Here is a 17821-nt window from a genome sequence, read left to right as displayed (position 1 = left end):
ACGTGCGTGTCTCACACACGGTAGCCATCGAGTGAACCTGGCGTCTCGAAAATGTCCTCTGAAATGTCCTGCGAAGCGTCCTGCGAGATGGCCTCGTCTTGACATCAGGTCTGAGGTGTCCTGAAGACATGAAGACCACTGGTCAGACGCCACTTCGCAGAGCGCCGGTCACTGCGTGGCTTGCCCGCACGCACGCCGACCCCCACGTGGTCGAGGAGGAGTGGCGGGCGCTCGGCCGCGCGCTGCTCCCGCTCGGCATCCGCTTCGACGCGGTCCGCATCCCCACCACGATCATCCACACCGCGCTGGGCACCGACAGCCGCGCCGAGGTGGGTCCCTTCCTTTCCCAGCTCCTCGACGGCGGACCGGTCGTCCAGGACAGCGACACCATGTACGCGCTCGTCTCACCCGGCCAGGCCGGGAAGTGGGCCGCTCCCACGGGAAGCTACCGGGGCCGAGGATGGCTGACCGTACCTTGTCCCGACCAACTCGCAGGGCCAGGACTGCACTGGCTCACCGAGATGTCCCGGCCGGGCCGGCTCTGCGACCTGAGCGAGGTCCAGAGGCTGGTCGTCCGGGGGTTCGCCGCGCTGCCCAAGGGGCGAGGGTGATGGACGGCGAGCACGGCACGATCCTGGACCAGGCCGAAATCCCGCCCGAGTACGACGCCCTGATGGAGCACGGGTGCGAGTGCGCCGTGTGCCTCGACGGGGCTCAGTGCGCGGAGGGCGTGCAGCTGATGGCCGCATGGGAGGCCCACCGCCCCTGGCGGCGGAGGGCGGCATGACCGCGACGACAACCAGTCCCGACCACTCGCTCGACGCAACCGCACTGCCATGGCGGGCGACCGAGTACGAGGCCGTGCGGATGCCGCCCGCCCTGGTGCACGCCGCCGTACGCAGCACCGATCCGCGCACCCTCGCCCAGCGCCTCGATTGGTTCCTGGAAGGGCCGGTGGCCTGCGCTCCGGCCGCTGGCTGGTACCTGGCCCTGACCCGCCCGATGAGACCGAAGTGGTACCAGCGCTGCGACCGTGTCGGGCTCGGCGATTTCGTCCGGCCTGCCGAGGTGCTGCCCCTGCCACACCCACTCTGGGTCTCCCCCGCCAGCGAGCCACCGTTCTGCTCTCGGACTGTCCAACCCGGGGCCCTGTCCGAGGCGTTTTCCGTGGCGCTTCTGCTCGGCATGGGGATTCACGAGCTGTACTGGCAGGCCCGTCACTGCAACCAGCGTGGCGAGGCAACGTACGCGTCGCACAACGGCCGGCGGATCCTGGTGAGCAACCTGGGGCCGACGTCATGACCCGCTGCCCGAGCCGCGACGGCGGCGGCCACCCGTTCCCCTACGAGACCGAGTCGGGCGCGTACTGCGAGGAGCACGAGGTGACGCTCCTGTACTACGGCGACCCGATCACCGACGACGACCTCACCCCCACGGCTGCCCCGGACGAGTCCGAGGAGTAGCCCCTCCGTGCACCCGCCCCCACCGCCTGAGCCCTGCTACGGACGGCGGCCGGGACGGGCCTCATGCACCACCCACTCACCGAATGGGAGGCGCCACATGAGTACCACCGCCTGTGCACCGGCAACCAGGGATGCCCGATCCCCGCTGGTCACCACCGAGTTCGAGGCGGTCACCCGCACCGTCCTCCGCGCGAACCCCGGGATGGAGGACGGACTCGCACAGCGCATCGTCACCGAGGCGCTGAAGTTCGTGGCCACCGCAACCGCCGCCGCGCGGCCGCGGTCCGGCCCCGGCCTGGCGCCGTCCCGGGTCGTGGATGAGGGCTGGCACGCGCTGATCCTGCACACCCATACGTACGCCCGGCTCTGCCGGTCCCTCGGCGGCCGGTTCGTGCACTACGTCCCCCAGCCCCCGGACCCGACCCGCGCGCCGGGCATCCTGTCCCGGACGGTGGCCGCGATCGAAGCGGCCGGGTTCACGGTGGACGTCGACCTGTGGATACCGGCGGAGGACCGCACGTTCGTCGTGGCGGCCGACTGCCAGCACTCAGAGACCAACTGCACAGACTGCAATTGCAGTGAGGTTTCCTGCCAATCGGGCGATAACCAACCGAACCGACCTCTACGCTGCTGGCATAAACGAGCAACAGTGGGCCGCCGTCGCGGCGTTCAAGTCCGTGAAGGCACGCGCCCGGGCGAAGAGCCCGGACGGGAAGCGTCCGCGTCATCAGCGCGGGTGCCCTGGCCGTGGCTTCACCGTCATGGTGACGCCGACCGGGCCCGTGACGGTGCCGTGCGTTTGCTGCGGCAGCGGCAGCGGCAGCGAGTAGCGGTCCTGATTCCAGGTGTCCGCCGGTGTCGCACTCAGCGCACACCCGGACGACAGGGGCCCGTGTCCCCGTGTCACAGCTTCCGTTCCGACGTCCCACCCCACCAGATCAGCACGTGATCGCGGGACATGCCGAGCGTCTCCCGCAGAGCGGTCATCTCCCGCTCCACGGCACGGCCCGACAACCCGACGCGGGGACCGACTCGGGTCTGTACGCAGCCAGCCTCCAGCTCGCGCAGGATGCAGCGCTGGACGGGCGTGGTGACGGCGGTGCCCTCGTCCTGGTGGCATCGGCGTTGCCGGCCCCGGGCGACCTACTGGAGGTAGTCCTCCAGGCGGGCGATGGTGAAGCCCTGGTCCTGTATGCGGCGGAGCATGCGGGTCGTCATCTCGGTGATGGTCGAGCCCTTGAGCTCGGAGGGGCCGCGGAAGTGGGCGAGGACGATGTCGCCGGGCTTGAGGCGCTTGCCCTCCGCGTACTGCATGTTGTGGATCTGCATGGACTCCCGCCACAGGACGAGGGCCTGCACCCCGCAGGTCCCGGCGGCGCGCACGGTGTCCTTGTTGTAGTTGCCGTACGGCGGGCGGAAGAGGGTGGGGCGGGTACCGAAGTGGCGTTCCAGGCGGTCCTGTTGGTCGCAGATCTGCTTGCGCTGGGCCTCGTAGGAGAGGGTGCGGAGGTTGGCGTGGCCGGTGGTGTGGTTCTGGATGGTGCCGTTGCCCGCGTCGCGGAGCTTCTTGAAATGGTCGTAATTGCTTCCGGCGACGCTGTCCGTGAGGAACATGCTGAGCGGCAGCTTGAGGTCGGCGACCATTTTGACGAATGCCGGGTCCTTCTCGGCACCGTCGTCGTAGGTGAGGAAGACGACCTTGTCGGTGGTCTTCACCCGGTCGAGGACGACGGGGGGGCCGGAGGGGTGGAGGGCGGGGGTGCGGTCCGGGGTGGTGGGGGGTGGGGTGAGGGGCTTGGGGAGGCCCCAGCGGGTGTAGGCCTTGGCCTGCACTCCCCGGGCGTCGACCTGGGGGGCGGCCGGGGCGGGGTGGCCGGGGGCGGTGTGGCCGGGGGCGGTGGTCCCGGACGTCGAGTGGTCGGCCGTCTTTGAGGGCCCCTCCCCCACCCCCTCCCCGGAGCCTCCTCCGGAACAGCCGCTCGCCCCCACGGCCAGCACACCCGCCGCCAACGCCCCCGCCACCCACAGCCCCGACCGGCGCACCCGTCCTCCGCTCACTGCATTCCTTCGCCTACGACAACGACCCGGCGCACTCTGCCGGAGGGCGTGCGATTCCCGCTCCCGCGCTGCCAGAGGGAATCCGGCCCCCACCCGTTCCCTCGCGCCCCCTCCGACCTGGAACGAAGGAGTCCGCCCGCACGGCCCGCCCCGCCGGGACCCGTCAGCAGGCCCCGGCGGGACCGGTCGCGGAACCCGGCGGTCCCGGCCGCCGGATCACACGTAGTCCTCCAGCTTGGCCACGGCGTATCCCTTCGCCGTGATGGTCTTCATGACCCTGCGGATCATGTCGGGCATGGAGCCCTTCCAGTCGTCCGGCCCCCGGAAGTGCGTGAGGACGATGTCGCCCGGGTGCAGGTCCCTGTCCCACTCCCGCCACTCCATCCGGTCGGGGAAGGCCTCCGCCGCCCACAGCGGTACCGCCTTCACCCCGCAGGACTTCGCGGCGACCAGGGTGTCCTTGTTGTAGTTGCCGTACGGCGGGCGGAAGAGCGGCGGCCGCTTGCCGTAGTGCTTCTCGATGTTGGCCTGCTGGCCGCAGATCTCGCGCTTCTGCTGCTGGTAGGTCAGGCCGGGCAGGTAGCGGTGGTTGAGGGTGTGGTTGTGCAGGGCGACGCCCTTGTCCTGCATCTTCTTGAAGTAGCCGTAGTCCTCCTTCACCAGGTAGTCGGAGAGGAACGAGCTGTACGGGATCTTCAGCTCGTCCATCATCCGGAGCAGCTCGGGATCCTTCTCCGCCCCGTCGTCGATGGTCAGGAACACGACCCTGTCCTTGACGGGCACCGTCGTGAACACCGGCGGCAGGCCCTCCTCCACCTGCCCGTCCACCTCGAAGCCCTTGCGGGCCGTGATCCTCGGCCTCACCTTCGGCGGCGCGGGGGCGGTCAGCGGCGTCTGCACCAGCCCCCAGCGCCTGGCCGCCGCCACTCTCGCCGCCTGCGCCTGCTGCGCCGCGACCCGCTCGCGCCGTGCCTTCTCCGCCGGTGAGAGCAGCGCGCCGGCCGCGCCGTCGACCTTCCTCCCGTGCCCCTCGTGCCCCTCCTTGCCGACGCCGGACCCGCCCTGTCCGCCCGTCTCCTCTGCCGGGGTCGCGCACCCCGAGGCGATCGCGGCCGTGATCAGAACCGCTACGGCAATGCTGCCCCTTTTCCGTCCGACACCTCGGGAGTTGTCCACAAAGGGGCCTCTTTCTTCGTTTTGTCGTACAAGTCGCATGGCGCCGCATCCTGTCAGCGCCGCACACTCCGAACCGGACGACACCGCGAGCGGGTACGCACCGTCGCCCACTCGGCCCACAGCGAAGGGCCTCCCATGCCGCTCCCGTGTCGCACCCACGCCGCACCCGCACCACCCCCGCGCAGCGGCCGCTTCCCCCCGGCTGGCCCACAATGGACCAGGTGAAGACCCCCTCCGCCGACGCCGCCCCCGCTCCGGACGCCGCCCCCGCTCCCGCCCCCGACGCGGCCACCGCCCCCGAAGCCGCCCTTGCCGCCCTCCTCACCCCCGAGGGCCAGGCCCTCCTCGCCGAGCTGCGCGACTACGACCCCGCCCAGGCCCTGGCCCTCGCGACCCGGCTGCGCCGCGACCACTCCCCCGAGCTGGTGTCGGCGGCCCTCGCCCAGGCCCGGCTGCGCCAGCGGGCGGCCGCCAAGTTCGGCCCCGAGGACGCCCAGCGGATGTACTTCACCCCCAACGGCGTCGAGCAGTCGACCCGCAGGTCCGTCGCCGACCACCGCGCGACCCGCTTCCACGCCATCGCCGCCGAACAGCACGCAGGGCAGCACGCAGAACAGCAAGCCGAACAACACGAGGCCCCCACCCCCACCCCCCACACCATCGACCTCTGCTCCGGCATCGGCGGCGACGCCCTCGCCCTGGCCCGCACCGGCCTGCGCGTCACCGCCGTCGACCTCGACCCCGCCGCCTGCCTCGCCGCCCGCGCGAACGCCGAGGCCCTCCTCCCCGACCCCGCCGCACTCCGCGTCGTACAGGCCGACGTCCTGACGTACGACACGACCGACGCGCACGCGCTCTTCCTCGACCCGGCCCGCCGGTCCACCAAGCGCGGCCGCATCTTCGACCCCGAGGCCTACTCCCCGCCCCTCTCCTTCTCCGTCGACGCGGTACGGAAGGTGGGCGCGGGCGCGATCAAGATCGCCCCCGGTATCCCGCACGAGCTCGTCCCCGACGACTTCGAGGCCGAGTGGATCTCCGACGGCGGCGACGTCAAGGAGGCCGTCCTCTGGCACGCGCCGCCCGGCAGCCCCCACCTCACCCCCGGCGGCCGCCGCGCCACCCTGCTCCCGTCCGGCGCGAGCCTCCTCGGCCGCGGCCTGCCCGACCCGGACGTGCGCCCCCTCGGCCGCTACCTCTACGAGCCCGACGGCGCCGTCATCCGCGCCCACCTCGTCGCCGAGGTCGCCGCGGACCTCGACGGCGGCCTGATCGACGAGACGATCGCGTACATCACGGCCGACGAACTGCGCCCCACCCCGTACGCCACCCCCTACACCATCACCGACCAACTCCCCTTCGGCGTCAAGAAGTTGAAGGCCCTCCTCCGGGAGCGCGAGGTCGGCATCCTCACCGTCAAGAAGCGCGGCTCCGCCGTCGAGCCCGAGGAGCTGCGCAAGAAGATGAAGCTCTCCGGAAAGAACTCCGCGACCGTCTTCCTCACCCGCGTCGCAGGCGCCCCCACCATGCTGATCGGCCACCCCGCGCAGGAGTGGACCCGGAGCGCCGGAGGGTAGGCGAAGGCCCATGACCCACATCGAGGAAGCCCTCGCCGAGTTGCAACGCGTCCTGGAACCCCATGCCGACACCCGCGACTGGTCGCTCCCGGCCGGTCCGCCGGAGCAGCCGATGGAGTGGTCCTGCTGGGACACCGCCGCGCACATCGCGCACGATCTGGCCGCGTACGCAGGCCAGTTGGCGGCGCTGCCGGAAGACGTCTACCTGCCGTTCGACCTGGTGGTACGTCCCGGAACTGCGCCCCGCGAGGTGCTCCGGGTGATCCGCGCGGCCGGGGGCATGCTCACGAGCGCCCTCGCCACCTCGACCCCCGACGCGCGCGCGTTCCACTGGGGCCCGTGCGACCCGACGGGCTTCGAGGCGATGGGGGTCGCGGAGACCGTGCTGCACACGTACGACATCACGCAGGGCCTCGGTGTGCCGTGGACGCCCCCGGCCCGCTCGGCGACCCTCGTGCTGGAGCGGCTCTTCCCGGATGCCCCGTCGGCCCCGGCCTCCGACCCGGCCGAGGTGCTGCTGTGGTGCACGGGGCGCGGGGAACTGCCGGGCCACAAGCGGCTCACGTCATGGGTGTGGCAGGCGGCACGCGAGGGGTGACGTCCCTCCACGCGCCCTTACATCACATCCCCCGCACCGCCCACCGGTAGTGCCCCACCGCCTTCACCATCCCCAGGAGCCCCACCACCCACATCACACACCCCGCCCCGATGAAGAACGCCGCGTCGGCGTACGTGTCAGCCCCCGGCCTCGCCGCAGCCGCCCAGCCCACCGAGGTCCCCAGCCCCAGTGCCGCCAGCGCGAACGACGGCAGCAGCCACGCGAGGCTCCGCCCGGGCGCCCGCACCCGGGCGTCCACCGCCGGGTCGGCCCCCAACTCCCGCCACTGGCTCAGCCTCTGACGTATCGTCCGATCCCGCCTCACCCCGAGCCCGAGCAGAATCGCGGCGGGCACGATCGCACCCACGCCCAGCACCAGGAAGATCCCGCCGATCAGCACGTCGGGGAACAACCCCTGCTCGAAGGTCTGCAACGCGACCCCCACGCACCCCCACCCCACCGCCAGCAGCAGCGCGTACAGCCAGAACCCGACGGCGGCGGGCGCCCCCAGCGCCCTGCGCCCCAACTCGCGCATCGCCCGCGCCCGGTCGGCCCGCATCGCCTCCGGGTCCGGCCAGGTCCGGTACGGCACGGGGGGCGGGGGCGGCGGCAGGGGCGGGCGGGGCATGCGGGTGCGGTTTCCTTCGTACGGGTAGGACTTCGGGCCTGATCGGCTCCGAACGCTACCGGGCCCCGCCCGCGCCCCTCACGCGAGGTCGGTCAGCTCGTCCGCGTACACCTGCGACAGCGGCTGCGGCCCCACGTACTGCTGGCAGTTGCACGTCCCCGCCTCGAAGCGGACCGGCTTCTTGTTCTCGTCCCAGGCGGTCGGCTTCTCGACCGACTCGTGACACTTCCCGGCCTTGTCGTGCTTGGCGAGGTGGTGCGTGCAGCCGCAGATCGGCTCCGGCGGCTTGCTGGCCGCCTCGACGGCCTGCCGTTCCTTGCGCTGGATCTCGATGCGCTCCAGCTGGCGCGCGTGACGGGTGGCGAGGGCCTGCCTGCCCATGTTCGCGAGGCCGCCGAAGCCGCCCATCATGAAGAAGATGAATATCCACCAGTACCAGGCCATCGCGCGCCCCTTTCCCCCAGTGCGGCAAGTACGACCAGAGTACGACGCATCGGCGCACCGGGGTCAGAGCCCCAGAAGCTGCCCCGCGTCCCCGGTGACGGCCGCCCGCTCCCCCTGCGTACGGTACGGATAGCCGCTGCCCGCCAGCAGCCGCTCGGGCCCGAACGTCACCGCCGCCCGCCGCAGCCCGTCCGCGTCGGCCACGGCGTGGTGGTGCAGCGGGTTGAGGGGGCGGTCCGGCGGGACCTCGCCGACGGTGATCAGGCGGATGTTCGGGTACGAGGTCAAGTCGAGCCCCTGGTAAGCCTGTTGGGAGCCCTCCCCGCCCGTCGGGTGCACCAGTAGCACGGCGCCCCGCCGCTCCAGCGCGTCGAAGAGCGGCACGAACTCCGGGTCGGACAGCGGGCGTCCGAGGACCGTACTCGTCACGGCGGCCCCCAGGAACCCCAACTCGTCCATGGAACGCCCGAGTTCGTCCCCCGCCGCCAGCCCGTTGGGAAGCGGGAGCGCGGCGAGGGCGCGGAAGCGGGTGGGGTGGGCGCGTACGAGATCCACGCAGGCGGCGTTGGCGACCCGGGCCGCACCGAGGGCCTCGGCGGCGTTGTCGGCGTACGGGACCTGGGGCGTCACCGAAATCACCTGCACATCGGTCCCGGCGGCGTCCATCGCGGCGAGCCGCGCCCCGATCTCGGCGGGCGTGCTGCCGCCTCCGCCACCGCGCAGCCCTGCGGTGCCGCCCGGCGAGCCGTGGCAGGCGTCCAGCATGTCGAGGTACAGCTCGGGAAAGTAGTGCGCGTGGACGTCGACGCTGGTCATGGCCTCGTTCTCCTCCATTGCGGTCTGGTACGAGGCTGCCACGGGCCGGTGCGGGGCGCGCGGCGAGCGGGCGCCCCGCCGGGGTACGCGGACGGGCCGCCCGGCTGGGTGCGGGGCGGCCCGTGGTGGGGTACTGCTGCGTCGGCTTCCGGGTCAGGCGGGGAGGCAGACGCCGTAGACGGTGAAGGGGATGCCGGCGGCAGTTGTGTTCTCGGCACCGACGATGAACTGGTTGGCACCGACGTTGGGGTAGGCATCGGTCTTCAGCACGCCCTGGTCCCAGGCATCCTGGTACCAGCCGCCGCTGATGATCTGCGTACCGGCAGGGCAGGTCGGGCTCTTCATCGTGACCTTCGAGTTGGCGGCAAGGGTCTGCTTGTACTCCTTGATGATGGGGGTACCGACACTGCCGGTGGCACCCTTGTCGCCCTTGTCGCCCTTGTCGCCCTTGGCCCCGGCAGGACCGGCGACGGTGCTCGCGGCCCCGGCGGGACCGGCAGCCCCCGGGTCACCCTTGTCACCCTTGTCGCCCTTCGCTCCGGCGGGACCGGCAGGACCGGCAGCACCGGTGGGCCCGGCAGCACCATCGTCACCCTTCACTCCGGCAGGACCGGCGGGACCAGCAGCGCCGTCGTCCCCCTTGTCGCCCTTGTCGCCCTTCGCACCGGCGGCACCCGCAGGACCGGCAGCACCATCGTCCCCCTTCGCCCCGGCAGGACCAGCGGGACCGGCAGGACCGGCAGCACCATCGTCCCCCTTCGCCCCGGCAGGACCGGCCGGACCAGCGGGACCGGCCGCGCCATCGTCCCCCTTGTCACCCTTCGCTCCCGCAGGACCTTCAGGGCCGACCGCGCCGTCGGCACCGGCGGCACCCGCCGGGCCAACGGCGCCGTCGTCACCCTTGTCGCCCTTCGCGCCCGCTGCGCCGGGGTCACCCTTGTCACCCTTCACCTTCGCCAGCTCCTCCGGCGTCGCGGTGGTCGGATTCCAGGAATCGCCCTTGTCACCCTGGTCGCCCTTGACCTTCGCCAGCTCCTCCGGCGTCGCGGTCGTCGGGTTCCAGGAGTCGCCCTTGTCACCCTGGTCGCCCTTGGGCCCGGTCACCTTGGCCAGCTCTTCGGGCGTCGCGGTGGTGGGGTTCCAAGAGTCACCCTTGTCGCCCTTGGGCCCCTTGACCTTCGCCAGCTCCTCCGGCGTCGCCGTGCCCGGGTTCCAGGAGTCGCCCTTGTCGCCCTTGTCGCCCTTGTCGCCCTTCGGGCCGGGAGGGCCTCCGGGCGTACCCGGGTCGCCCTTCTCGCCCTTGAGCTCGGCCTTCTCCTCGGCCGTCCAGTCCTTCGGGGTGCTGAGCGGGCCCGCAGGCCCGGCCGGACCGGCCGCACCGTCCTTGCCCGCAGGCCCGGCGGGCCCCGCAGGCCCCGGCGCCCCGTCCTTACCGGCAGGCCCCTGCGGCCCCGGTCTGCCCATCGGGGCCTGCGCAGGACCGCCCGGCCGCAGGTGCTCCCCGTTGCCGCCCGGCTTGCCGCCGAGCCAGTTGCCGTGGCCGTCCACGCCCGCGCCGACGCACCAGCGGACGGTGCCCAGGTTGCGTACGTACCGGGCGCTCATCCAGCCCGTACGGTCCGCCAACTTGTACCAGATCGCGTTGCCCGCGACGTTCTGCGCCCGCACCTTGCAGACCAGGCCCATCCGCGCGTGCGAACGGTACTGGCCCAGCGAGCCGCCGTACGTGTTCGGCGTCGGCCGCACGTGCTGGCCGATCCGCGAGGTCACCTGACCCTGCGCGGACGCGGGCGTCGCCGCGGCGAACGTCGGGGACAGCGAGTGCGACAGGGCCGGTGCGGCCTGCGCGACCACCGGCAGGCACAGCGCCAGGCTCACGCCCAACGACATGGCACCGAGGCCGAGCGGACCGGCCCTCAGTTCTCCGGACAAGCTGGACGGGCGGGACGGGCGGGACGGACTGGACAAGGCCGGACTCCTTCAGGACATGAGGTTCACGACGTGGGCGTGGAGGCACGAGCCATGAGCCACGAGCCTCTGACTTGCCCGAGTTTCGGGGGATTGTCATGAAATACGCCTGCGCCACGCAGAGGGGTACGTCGTACGGCGCAACGCGACAGGGCCGTCGCCCGGAACAGAGGTTCCGGGCGACGGCCCTGATCACAAGAACGGGCGAGCGAGCATCAGGCCGGGAGGCAGACCCCGTAGACCGTGACGCTCACCGGGGAACTGCCCTTGTTGATCCCGGCGACCCGGTAGTAGTTGCTGGCGGTCACCGGGTAGTCGTCGATCTTGTGGAAGTCGGTGCTCCAGCCGCTCTGGTAGTAGCCGCCGCTGATGATCTGGGTACCGGCCGGGCAGGCGGGGCTGTTGATCCCGGTGTTGACGTTGGGCTGGACGTCCATGGTGGTTTCCTTGATCACCGGCGTACCGATGCTGACGCCCTTGTCACCCTTGTCACCCTTGTCGCCCTTGGCCCCGGCAGGCCCCGCCGCGCCCGCCGGACCCGGGGCGCCCGCAGGACCGGCCGGTCCCGGCTGGCCCGGGTCACCCTTGTCGCCCTTGGGCCCACCCGGCGTGCCCGGGTCGCCCTTCTCGCCCTTCATCTCGGCCTTCTCCTCGGCCGTCCAGTCCTTCGGGCTGGTCTTCGGCCCGGCAGGACCCGCAGGACCGGCGGGACCCGCCGGACCCGCGTCGCCCTTCGGCCCCTTCTCGCCCTTGCAGACGGAACAGTGCCCGCCCGGCTTGTGCCCGCCGCCGGGCTTCCCGGGGCCGTCCGCCAGCACGGCACCGGCCGCGCGGTGGCCGTGGCCGCACCAGCCCACGTACCCGAAGTTGTGCACGTACTTCGCGCTCAGCCAGCCCGAGCGGTCCCACAGCTTGTACCAGAGGGCGTTGCCGTGGATGTTCTGGCCGCGCACCTTGCAGGAGAGGCGCACGATCGCGCCGCCCCGGTACGAGCCGATCTTCCGCGACGAGGACGTGGGCCGCTCCCGTACGAACTGGCCGCCGTGCGCGGTCACCTTCCCGCCGACACCGTGCATCGCGACCGCCTGTACGGCGCCCACCTGGGCGGACGTGACCGGAGCGGAGGCGGAAGCGGAAGCGGTCGGCGCGCACACTCCGAGCGCCACCGCCATGGACACTGCACCCAGTCCGGCCCGGGCCACCTTCAGCTGTACGGACATACTCCTGCGACTCCTTCGCGACGACGAGGGGTGACCCCTGGCATCGCCGAGTCTCAAGTCGAATTGTCCGAAAAGCGGTTAACGCCACTCAGGAGTAAGCCGAATGGCTCAGCCCTGCTCGACCGATTCGAACCGCCACCGGTGCACGGCCCGCGTGATCAACTCCGCGTCCGGCTCCGGGAGTTCGGGCAGCTCCGCGTCGTACGGGGCGTCCCACCAGGTCAGTACGAGAACCCGGTCCTGTGGCGCGCGCAGGATTTCGCGGCGAAGGGGCTCGGTCGCGAGCACCTGTGCCTGGGCCCGCGCCCACTCCAGCAGTTCGGCGCCCCTGCCCTCGACGGCACGGGCCTCCCACATCAGCGCGACGGTCATGAGTAGAGGTTGTCCTTGCTGATCTCGTGAACGTGGTCGTGGTCATGAGAGTGACTGTGACTGTGACTGTGCCCCGGCACGTGCGGCTCCGTCACCGGAAGCGACGAGTCCGCCGACAGGTCCCAGTCCGAGGCCGCCCGGCCCCTGGCCACCATCTCCGCACCCAGCGCCGCGACCATCGCCCCGTTGTCCGTGCACAGGCCGGGACGCGGGACGCGCAGCGTGATGCCCGCCTTGTCGCAGCGTTCCTGGGCGAGCGCCCGCAGCCGGGAGTTCGCGGCGACGCCGCCGCCGATCATGAGGTGGTCGACGCCCTCGTCCTTGCAGGCGCGGACGGCCTTGCGGGTCAGTACGTCCACGACGGCCTCCTGGAAGGACGCCGCCACGTCCCGCACCGGAACCTCCTCGCCCGCGTTGCGCTTCGCCTCGATCCAGCGCGCGACGGAGGTCTTCAGGCCGGAGAAGGAGAAGTCGTACGCCGGGTCGCGGGACCCGGTCAGGCCGCGCGGGAAGTGGATCGCCTTCGGGTCGCCCTCGCGCGCGAGCCGGTCGATGACCGGGCCGCCGGGGAAGCCCAGCTGGAGCACCCGGGCGATCTTGTCGAAGGCCTCGCCCGCCGCGTCGTCGATGGTCGCGCCGAGCGGGCGGACGTCGGAGGTGATGTCGGGGGCGAGCAGCAGGGACGAGTGCCCGCCGCTGACCAGGAGTGCCATGGTCGGCTCGGGCAGCTTGCCGTGTTCGAGCTGGTCGACGCAGATGTGCGAGGCCAGGTGGTTGACGCCGTAGAGGGGCTTGCCGAGGGCGTACGCGTACGCCTTGGCCGCCGTCGTGCCCACCAGCAGCGCCCCCGCGAGCCCCGGACCCGCGGTGACCGCGATGCCGTCCAGGTCGGAGGCGGCGATTCCGGCGTCCTTCAGGGCGCGCTGGATGGTCGGGACCATCGCCTCCAGATGCGCGCGGGAAGCGATCTCGGGGACGACGCCGCCGAAGCGCGCATGCGTGTCGACACTCGACGCCACCGCGTCCGCGAGCAGCGTCGTACCGCGCACGATGCCGACGCCGGTCTCGTCGCAGGAGGTCTCGATGCCGAGGACCAGGGGCTCGTCGATGCCGCTGACAAGGTTCATGGCTGGATCTCTTCTGTCTCTTCGGTCGTCGTACGACGCATCACGAGGGCGTCGACGTTGCCCGGCTGGTAGTAGCCCTTGCGGAAGCCGATCGGCTCGAAGCCGAAGCGTTCGTACAGCTTCTGCGCGCGCGTGTTGTCGACCCGCACTTCGAGCAGCACCTCGGCGCACTCGAAGGCGGTCGCGTGCTTGAGGAGGTCGGTGAGCAGGCGGGCGCCGAGGCCGGTGCCCCACTGGTCGCGGGCGACCGCGATGGTCTGTACGTCGCCGAGGTCACCGGCGGCGGCCAGGCCCGCGTACCCCACGAGGCGGCCGGTCGCCGGGTCCTCGGCGACGACGTAGCGGCGGGTGGCGCGGGGGCCGCGCGCGTACGCCAGCTCGGACCAGAACATCCCCGGCGACCAGGCGTCCTCGGGGAACAGCTCGTGTTCGAGTTCGAGTACGGGATCGATGTCCCACCAGCGCATCTCGCGCAGGACGGCGGCCCCGGTGCCTTCTGCCGAGGTCACTTGGGGGTGACCACCTTGTAGTTCTTCGGCACCTGTGCGTCGGGGCGGCGCAGGTAGAGCGGCAGCGGCGGCAGGAAGTCGCTCCCGGCGGCCAGCTTCTCGGCGGCCAGGGAGGCGAGGGCCGATGCCGCTACGTTCTCGGGCTCGCGGGCGTCGGGGAAGGCCTCGGGGTAGAGCAGCGCGCCCGCGCCGACGACGGGCAGGCCCGCGAGGGACGCGGCGATCTCGGCGGGGCGGTCGACGGCGGGCTCGGTGGTGCGGGTGCGCGCGTCGTCGTACCGCGCCCAGTAGACCTCCTTGCGGCGGGCGTCCGTCGCCACCGCGAAGGGCCCGTCGAGCTCGGTGGCGTACGCGAGGGCGTCGAGGGTGCACAGGCCGTGCACCGGGACGCCGAGCGCGAAGGCGAAGGTCTCGGCGGTCGCGAGGCCGACCCGCAGTCCGGTGTACGGGCCCGGGCCGACGCCGACGACCAGGCCGGTCACGGCGTCGAGCTTGCGGCCCGCCGAGCGGAGGGTCTCGTCGATCAGGGGCAGCAGCAGTTCCCCGTGCCTTCGGGCGTCGACGCGGGTGGTCTCGGCGACGACGGAGTCCCCGTCGTGGAGGGCGACGGTGACGGCGGGGGTGGCGGTATCAACGGCGAGCAGGAGCACACGAACAGCCTACGGCCCGTGCGGCACGGACACGGCGTCCGTCCACAGGGGGCGGCGGCGGTCCGCGGCCGGAGTCCCGTCGGCGCAGGGAACTCGCGCGTCGCTCCGTGCGTTCTCCCCGTACATTCCGACAACGTGTCGGGAAGATGTTGCATCGGGGGTGCACTGCATGGTCACATGGGACTCAAGACACAAGTTAGGTCTACCTAACCACCCCGCTGCGCCTGCTCCCGTCGCCCCAGGAGGCGTCCATGTCGGCACCGGAACGAGAAGTCGAGAAGCCCATGACGCCTGCCGCCCCTGCCCCGGCTCCCGTCACGATGAGCGCCCTGCTCGCGTCCTGCGCCGCGGCCACCGCGGTCTCCACCCCGCCCGCGCGGACCGCGTCCCGGGACAGCGAGAAGGGGACCCCCGGGCAGCGCGAAGCCGCCTAGGAAGTCCCCTCGATCGGGTGGGGGAGTCGTTACGGGACGACGACGACCTTGACGCCGCCCGTCGCGAACTCCCAGACCTTCGTGCCGTCCTCGCGGCTCAGGCGCACCGCGCCCGTGCCCTCCTGCGGCTTCACGCCGGGGGTCGGCATGGTGCCGTCGACGGCGGCGCTGAAGCCGATCGTCACCCCGTCGACGTTGGCGAACCGCACCACGTGCTCCACCGGCTTGCCGTCCGATCCGGTGATCCGGTTCGAGCGGGTCGTCACGCGATAGGTGTCCGGGGTGGGGCTGACCGCGCTCGGCGCGACCACGAAGGTCGGCGGTTTGGTGCCGGGCCCGGCCTCGGGGTCCACCAGCCAGATCCGCTTGCCGGAGAGCGAATACACCACCCGGGTGCCCTTGCCGGAGTCGGCGGGCAGCTCCAGCGGTGAGCGCGGCGTGGCCTTCTCCTTGGCGCCGGGCTGGGTGGGCGCGGTGGAGGCGCTGGGCACGGCGACCGAGTCGGGTGCGTTCGCCGACGCCTGGTAGGCGAGGAAACCGACGACGGCGAGGGCCCCCGCGGTGAGCCCGGCCACGATTCCCGAGCTGCTGCTAGCCACCTTGCTGCACCTTTCGATCAACGCTTCGGTCACGTCCCCGCATGACGTGTCGTGACGGTAGCAGCAGCGGCACGGCCCGCCCGGACGCCGTGCTTCCGCCGGGAACGGGTGTTGCGCGGCCCGGGGCCGGTCAGCCGCCCAGGTCAGCCGCCCAGGCCCGCCAGGTCCGCGTCCGCCCAGCGGGTGCCGATGCCGCTGAGGCGTACCGTCCGTACGTCGTCGTCCGTGTCGCCCGTCGCACGGTCGATGACCACGTGCAGCCGGTCCTCCGACAGCTCCTCGACCTTGCCGTCGCCCCACTCCACGACGATCACCGACTCGGGCAGCGAGACGTCCAGGTCGAGGTCCTCCATCTCGTCCAGACCGCCGCCGAGCCGGTACGCGTCCACGTGCACCAGCGCGGGCCCGTCGCCCAGCGGCGGGTGCACCCGGGCGATGACGAAGGTCGGCGAGGTGACGGCCCCGCGCACGCCCAGGCCTTCGCCGAGGCCGCGGGTCAGCGTGGTCTTGCCCGCGCCGAGTTCGCCGGTGAGCATCACCAGGTCGCCGGGGCGCAGCAGCTTCGCGAGCGCGCGTCCCAGGTCGCCCATGGCGGCGGGGGAGGTGACGGTGAGGGAGTGTGAGGCGGTGACCGGGCCGTGCTCAGCGGCCCCGCTGCTGTGCGGTGCGTCCATGGGAGCCCACGGTAGTCGGCGGCACGGCCCCCGCCCGACCCAGCAGCTCTTCGAGCCGTCCCGTCACCAGTTCCGGGTGTTCCAGCATCACCAGGTGGCCCGCGTCGGGGACGATCTCCAGTTCGGCGTCGGGCAGCAGGGCGGCGATGGCCTCGCTGTGCGAGCTGGGGGTGACCAGGTCCTTCGCGCCCGCCAGGACCAGCACCGGGAGCTGGGCGAAGTGCTGGAGCGCGGCCGTCTTGTCGTGGTCCTGGAAGGCCGGGTAGAACTCCGCGACCACGTCGATGGGGGTGCCCTCGATCAGCCGCTCCGCGAACCGGGCCACCGCCGGGTCGACGTCACGGGACCCGAAGGAGTACCTCTTCACGATCCCCGCGAACAGGTCCGCCGTGGCCCGCCGCCCCCGCTCCACCAGCTCCGCCTGCGAGCCCAACGTACGCAGCACGCGCGGCAGGACGCGGCGCACCGCGTTCATCCCCGCGACCGGCAGCCCGAAGTTGACCTCGCCCATCCGCCCCGACGACGTGCCGACGAGCGCGACACCGAGCACCCGTTCGCGGATCAGCTCCGGGTACTGGTCGGCCAGCGCCATCACCGTCATGCCGCCCATCGAGTGCCCCACCAGCACCAGCGGTCCCTCGGGGGCGGCCGCGTCGATGACGGCCTTCAGGTCCCGGCCGAGCTGGTCGATGGTGACCTGCTCCCCGTCGGCCTGCGCGGAGCCGCGGGCGGAGCGGCCGTGGCTGCGCTGGTCCCAGTGCACGGTGCGCACGAGGCCGCGCAGGGCGGCGCGCTGGAAGTGCCAGGAGTCCTGGTTGAGGCAGTAGCCGTGGCTGAAGACGACGGTGACGGGCGGCGCGGCGCTCTTTCGCCCGAACAGCTTGCGGCGGGGCGTGCCGTTCCCGCGCCGGTCGGCGGCGGGGCCGCCGTCGGGCCGGCCACCGGCGGTGCCTGAACCGCCCTTGCGGCCGGTGGGACCGTTGCCCGTGGTGGCGTTGTCCGTGGGGTCGCCCCCGGTGCGGCCGTCGGCCGAGGCCTGGCCGCCGATGAGCGGGGTCCCGGGCGTCCCCGCGACGCGGCTTCCCGCGCCGAGGGCGCCGAACGGACCCGGCCCGCCCGTCGCACCGCCGTCCGCGCCCGCGCCCGTGCCCGCGCCCGCGCCCGCGCCCGTGCCCGCGCCCGCGCCCGTGCCCGCGCCCGTGCCCGTGCCCCGAGGGTCGTCCACCTCGTAGTACAGCTCCGTGCCGTCGTCGGCCAGCGCCGTGCCCGGGGTGCCGCGCAGTGCGCCGTACGGGCCCGCCGCGTCCAGGGCGAGCCGGGCCTTCTTGCGCATCCCCCGCCCGACGGTGAGCCGTTCGACGGCCACCCCCGCCGCCGCACCGGCGGCGATCACGCCTATCGCGGCCCCGGCGAGTCCCGCCCGGCGCCAGCTGCCGGGGGCCGCCGCGTCGGCCGCGTCGGCCGCCGTGCGTGCCGCGGCGGCGACGCCCTCCGCGCTGCTCCTGCTCACG

General features: G+C 72.5%; 22 protein-coding genes. 8 read left to right on the top strand and 14 right to left on the bottom strand.

What is annotated here, in order from left to right; all coding sequences use genetic code 11:
• The first annotated feature begins 128 nt into the window (after nt 1-128).
• From ACIO3O_RS05270 to ACIO3O_RS05250, 5 genes are all read left to right on the top strand, one after another.
• A complete protein-coding gene (locus ACIO3O_RS05270; RefSeq protein ID WP_401742159.1) occupies nt 129-611 on the top strand; it encodes a hypothetical protein in 483 nt (160 codons plus the stop codon).
• Nucleotides 611-787 (top strand): hypothetical protein, encoded by a 177-nt coding sequence (locus ACIO3O_RS05265; protein ID WP_401742156.1) that lies wholly within the window; start codon nt 611-613, stop codon nt 785-787. Before ACIO3O_RS05270 ends, ACIO3O_RS05265 begins: the two co-directional genes overlap by 1 nt.
• On the top strand, nt 784-1302 hold the full coding sequence (locus tag ACIO3O_RS05260; protein WP_401742153.1) for a hypothetical protein: 519 nt from the start codon (nt 784-786) through the stop codon (nt 1300-1302). The genes ACIO3O_RS05265 and ACIO3O_RS05260 overlap by 4 nt, the downstream gene beginning before the upstream one ends.
• Complete coding sequence (locus ACIO3O_RS05255) at nt 1299-1463, top strand: hypothetical protein (RefSeq protein ID WP_401742151.1); 165 nt, start codon at nt 1299-1301, stop codon at nt 1461-1463. The genes ACIO3O_RS05260 and ACIO3O_RS05255 overlap by 4 nt, the downstream gene beginning before the upstream one ends.
• A 97-nt stretch (nt 1464-1560) precedes the next feature.
• Entirely contained in the window at nt 1561-2412 is an 852-nt protein-coding gene (locus tag ACIO3O_RS05250) for a hypothetical protein (RefSeq protein WP_401742148.1), read from the top strand.
• Nucleotides 2413-2606: 194 nt separating this feature from the next.
• Here the strand turns inward: ACIO3O_RS05250 and ACIO3O_RS05245 are convergent, their stop codons facing one another.
• Entirely contained in the window at nt 2607-3521 is a 915-nt protein-coding gene (locus tag ACIO3O_RS05245) for a polysaccharide deacetylase family protein (protein WP_401742145.1), read from the bottom strand.
• A gap of 216 nt (nt 3522-3737) precedes the next feature.
• Nucleotides 3738-4736 (bottom strand): polysaccharide deacetylase family protein, encoded by a 999-nt coding sequence (locus ACIO3O_RS05240; RefSeq protein ID WP_401742143.1) that lies wholly within the window; start codon nt 4734-4736, stop codon nt 3738-3740.
• 173 nt (nt 4737-4909) lie between these two features.
• On the opposite strand from ACIO3O_RS05240, the gene ACIO3O_RS05235 reads away from it, so the two are divergent.
• Together ACIO3O_RS05235 and ACIO3O_RS05230 are read left to right on the top strand one after the other, a co-directional pair.
• Complete coding sequence (locus ACIO3O_RS05235; RefSeq protein WP_401742140.1) at nt 4910-6271, top strand: SAM-dependent methyltransferase; 1362 nt, start codon at nt 4910-4912, stop codon at nt 6269-6271.
• 10 nt (nt 6272-6281) lie between these two features.
• Complete coding sequence (locus ACIO3O_RS05230; RefSeq protein WP_401742138.1) at nt 6282-6869, top strand: hypothetical protein; 588 nt, start codon at nt 6282-6284, stop codon at nt 6867-6869.
• Nucleotides 6870-6891: 22 nt separating this feature from the next.
• Here the strand turns inward: ACIO3O_RS05230 and ACIO3O_RS05225 are convergent, their stop codons facing one another.
• From ACIO3O_RS05225 to tsaB, 9 genes are all read right to left on the bottom strand, one after another.
• The gene (locus ACIO3O_RS05225; RefSeq protein WP_401742135.1) at nt 6892-7497 is read right to left on the bottom strand and encodes a hypothetical protein; all 606 of its coding nucleotides are present in this window, start codon (nt 7495-7497) and stop codon (nt 6892-6894) included.
• A gap of 78 nt (nt 7498-7575) precedes the next feature.
• Complete coding sequence (locus tag ACIO3O_RS05220) at nt 7576-7941, bottom strand: hypothetical protein (RefSeq protein ID WP_401742132.1); 366 nt, start codon at nt 7939-7941, stop codon at nt 7576-7578.
• 63 nt (nt 7942-8004) lie between these two features.
• Nucleotides 8005-8757 (bottom strand): amidohydrolase family protein, encoded by a 753-nt coding sequence (locus tag ACIO3O_RS05215; protein ID WP_401742129.1) that lies wholly within the window; start codon nt 8755-8757, stop codon nt 8005-8007.
• A 153-nt stretch (nt 8758-8910) separates the two neighbouring features.
• Nucleotides 8911-10725 carry a hypothetical protein gene (locus tag ACIO3O_RS05210; protein WP_401742127.1) on the bottom strand — a complete coding sequence of 605 codons (1815 nt, stop codon included), beginning with the start codon at nt 10723-10725 and terminating at the stop codon, nt 8911-8913.
• Nucleotides 10726-10940: 215 nt separating this feature from the next.
• Nucleotides 10941-11945, bottom strand: coding sequence for a hypothetical protein (locus ACIO3O_RS05205; protein ID WP_401742124.1), 1005 nt, complete (start codon nt 11943-11945; stop codon nt 10941-10943).
• A 108-nt stretch (nt 11946-12053) separates the two neighbouring features.
• On the bottom strand, nt 12054-12317 hold the full coding sequence (locus tag ACIO3O_RS05200) for a hypothetical protein (protein ID WP_401742122.1): 264 nt from the start codon (nt 12315-12317) through the stop codon (nt 12054-12056).
• Entirely contained in the window at nt 12314-13444 is a 1131-nt protein-coding gene (tsaD, locus tag ACIO3O_RS05195) for a tRNA (adenosine(37)-N6)-threonylcarbamoyltransferase complex transferase subunit TsaD (protein ID WP_401742119.1), read from the bottom strand. The genes ACIO3O_RS05200 and tsaD overlap by 4 nt, the downstream gene beginning before the upstream one ends.
• Complete coding sequence (rimI, locus tag ACIO3O_RS05190) at nt 13441-13911, bottom strand: ribosomal protein S18-alanine N-acetyltransferase (protein WP_401743368.1); 471 nt, start codon at nt 13909-13911, stop codon at nt 13441-13443. The genes tsaD and rimI overlap by 4 nt, the downstream gene beginning before the upstream one ends.
• A 38-nt stretch (nt 13912-13949) precedes the next feature.
• On the bottom strand, nt 13950-14603 hold the full coding sequence (tsaB, locus tag ACIO3O_RS05185) for a tRNA (adenosine(37)-N6)-threonylcarbamoyltransferase complex dimerization subunit type 1 TsaB (protein ID WP_401742116.1): 654 nt from the start codon (nt 14601-14603) through the stop codon (nt 13950-13952).
• 251 nt (nt 14604-14854) lie between these two features.
• On the opposite strand from tsaB, the gene ACIO3O_RS05180 reads away from it, so the two are divergent.
• Nucleotides 14855-15037 carry a hypothetical protein gene (locus tag ACIO3O_RS05180; RefSeq protein ID WP_401742113.1) on the top strand — a complete coding sequence of 61 codons (183 nt, stop codon included), beginning with the start codon at nt 14855-14857 and terminating at the stop codon, nt 15035-15037.
• Nucleotides 15038-15066: 29 nt separating this feature from the next.
• Here the strand turns inward: ACIO3O_RS05180 and ACIO3O_RS05175 are convergent, their stop codons facing one another.
• From ACIO3O_RS05175 to ACIO3O_RS05165, 3 genes are all read right to left on the bottom strand, one after another.
• Nucleotides 15067-15636, bottom strand: coding sequence for a hypothetical protein (locus ACIO3O_RS05175; RefSeq protein ID WP_401742110.1), 570 nt, complete (start codon nt 15634-15636; stop codon nt 15067-15069).
• A 143-nt stretch (nt 15637-15779) separates the two neighbouring features.
• Entirely contained in the window at nt 15780-16310 is a 531-nt protein-coding gene (gene tsaE, locus ACIO3O_RS05170) for a tRNA (adenosine(37)-N6)-threonylcarbamoyltransferase complex ATPase subunit type 1 TsaE (protein WP_401742108.1), read from the bottom strand.
• Complete coding sequence (locus ACIO3O_RS05165) at nt 16279-17820, bottom strand: alpha/beta fold hydrolase (protein WP_401742105.1); 1542 nt, start codon at nt 17818-17820, stop codon at nt 16279-16281. Before ACIO3O_RS05165 ends, tsaE begins: the two co-directional genes overlap by 32 nt.
• Between the last annotated feature and the right edge of the window lies 1 nt (nt 17821).

It is taken from the genome of Streptomyces sp. NPDC087440 (genome assembly GCF_044744005.1).
Classification (GTDB): Bacteria; Actinomycetota; Actinomycetes; order Streptomycetales; family Streptomycetaceae; genus Streptomyces.
Note: the sequence above shows the minus strand (reverse complement) of the source record. Positions and strands in the feature narration are given on the sequence as shown.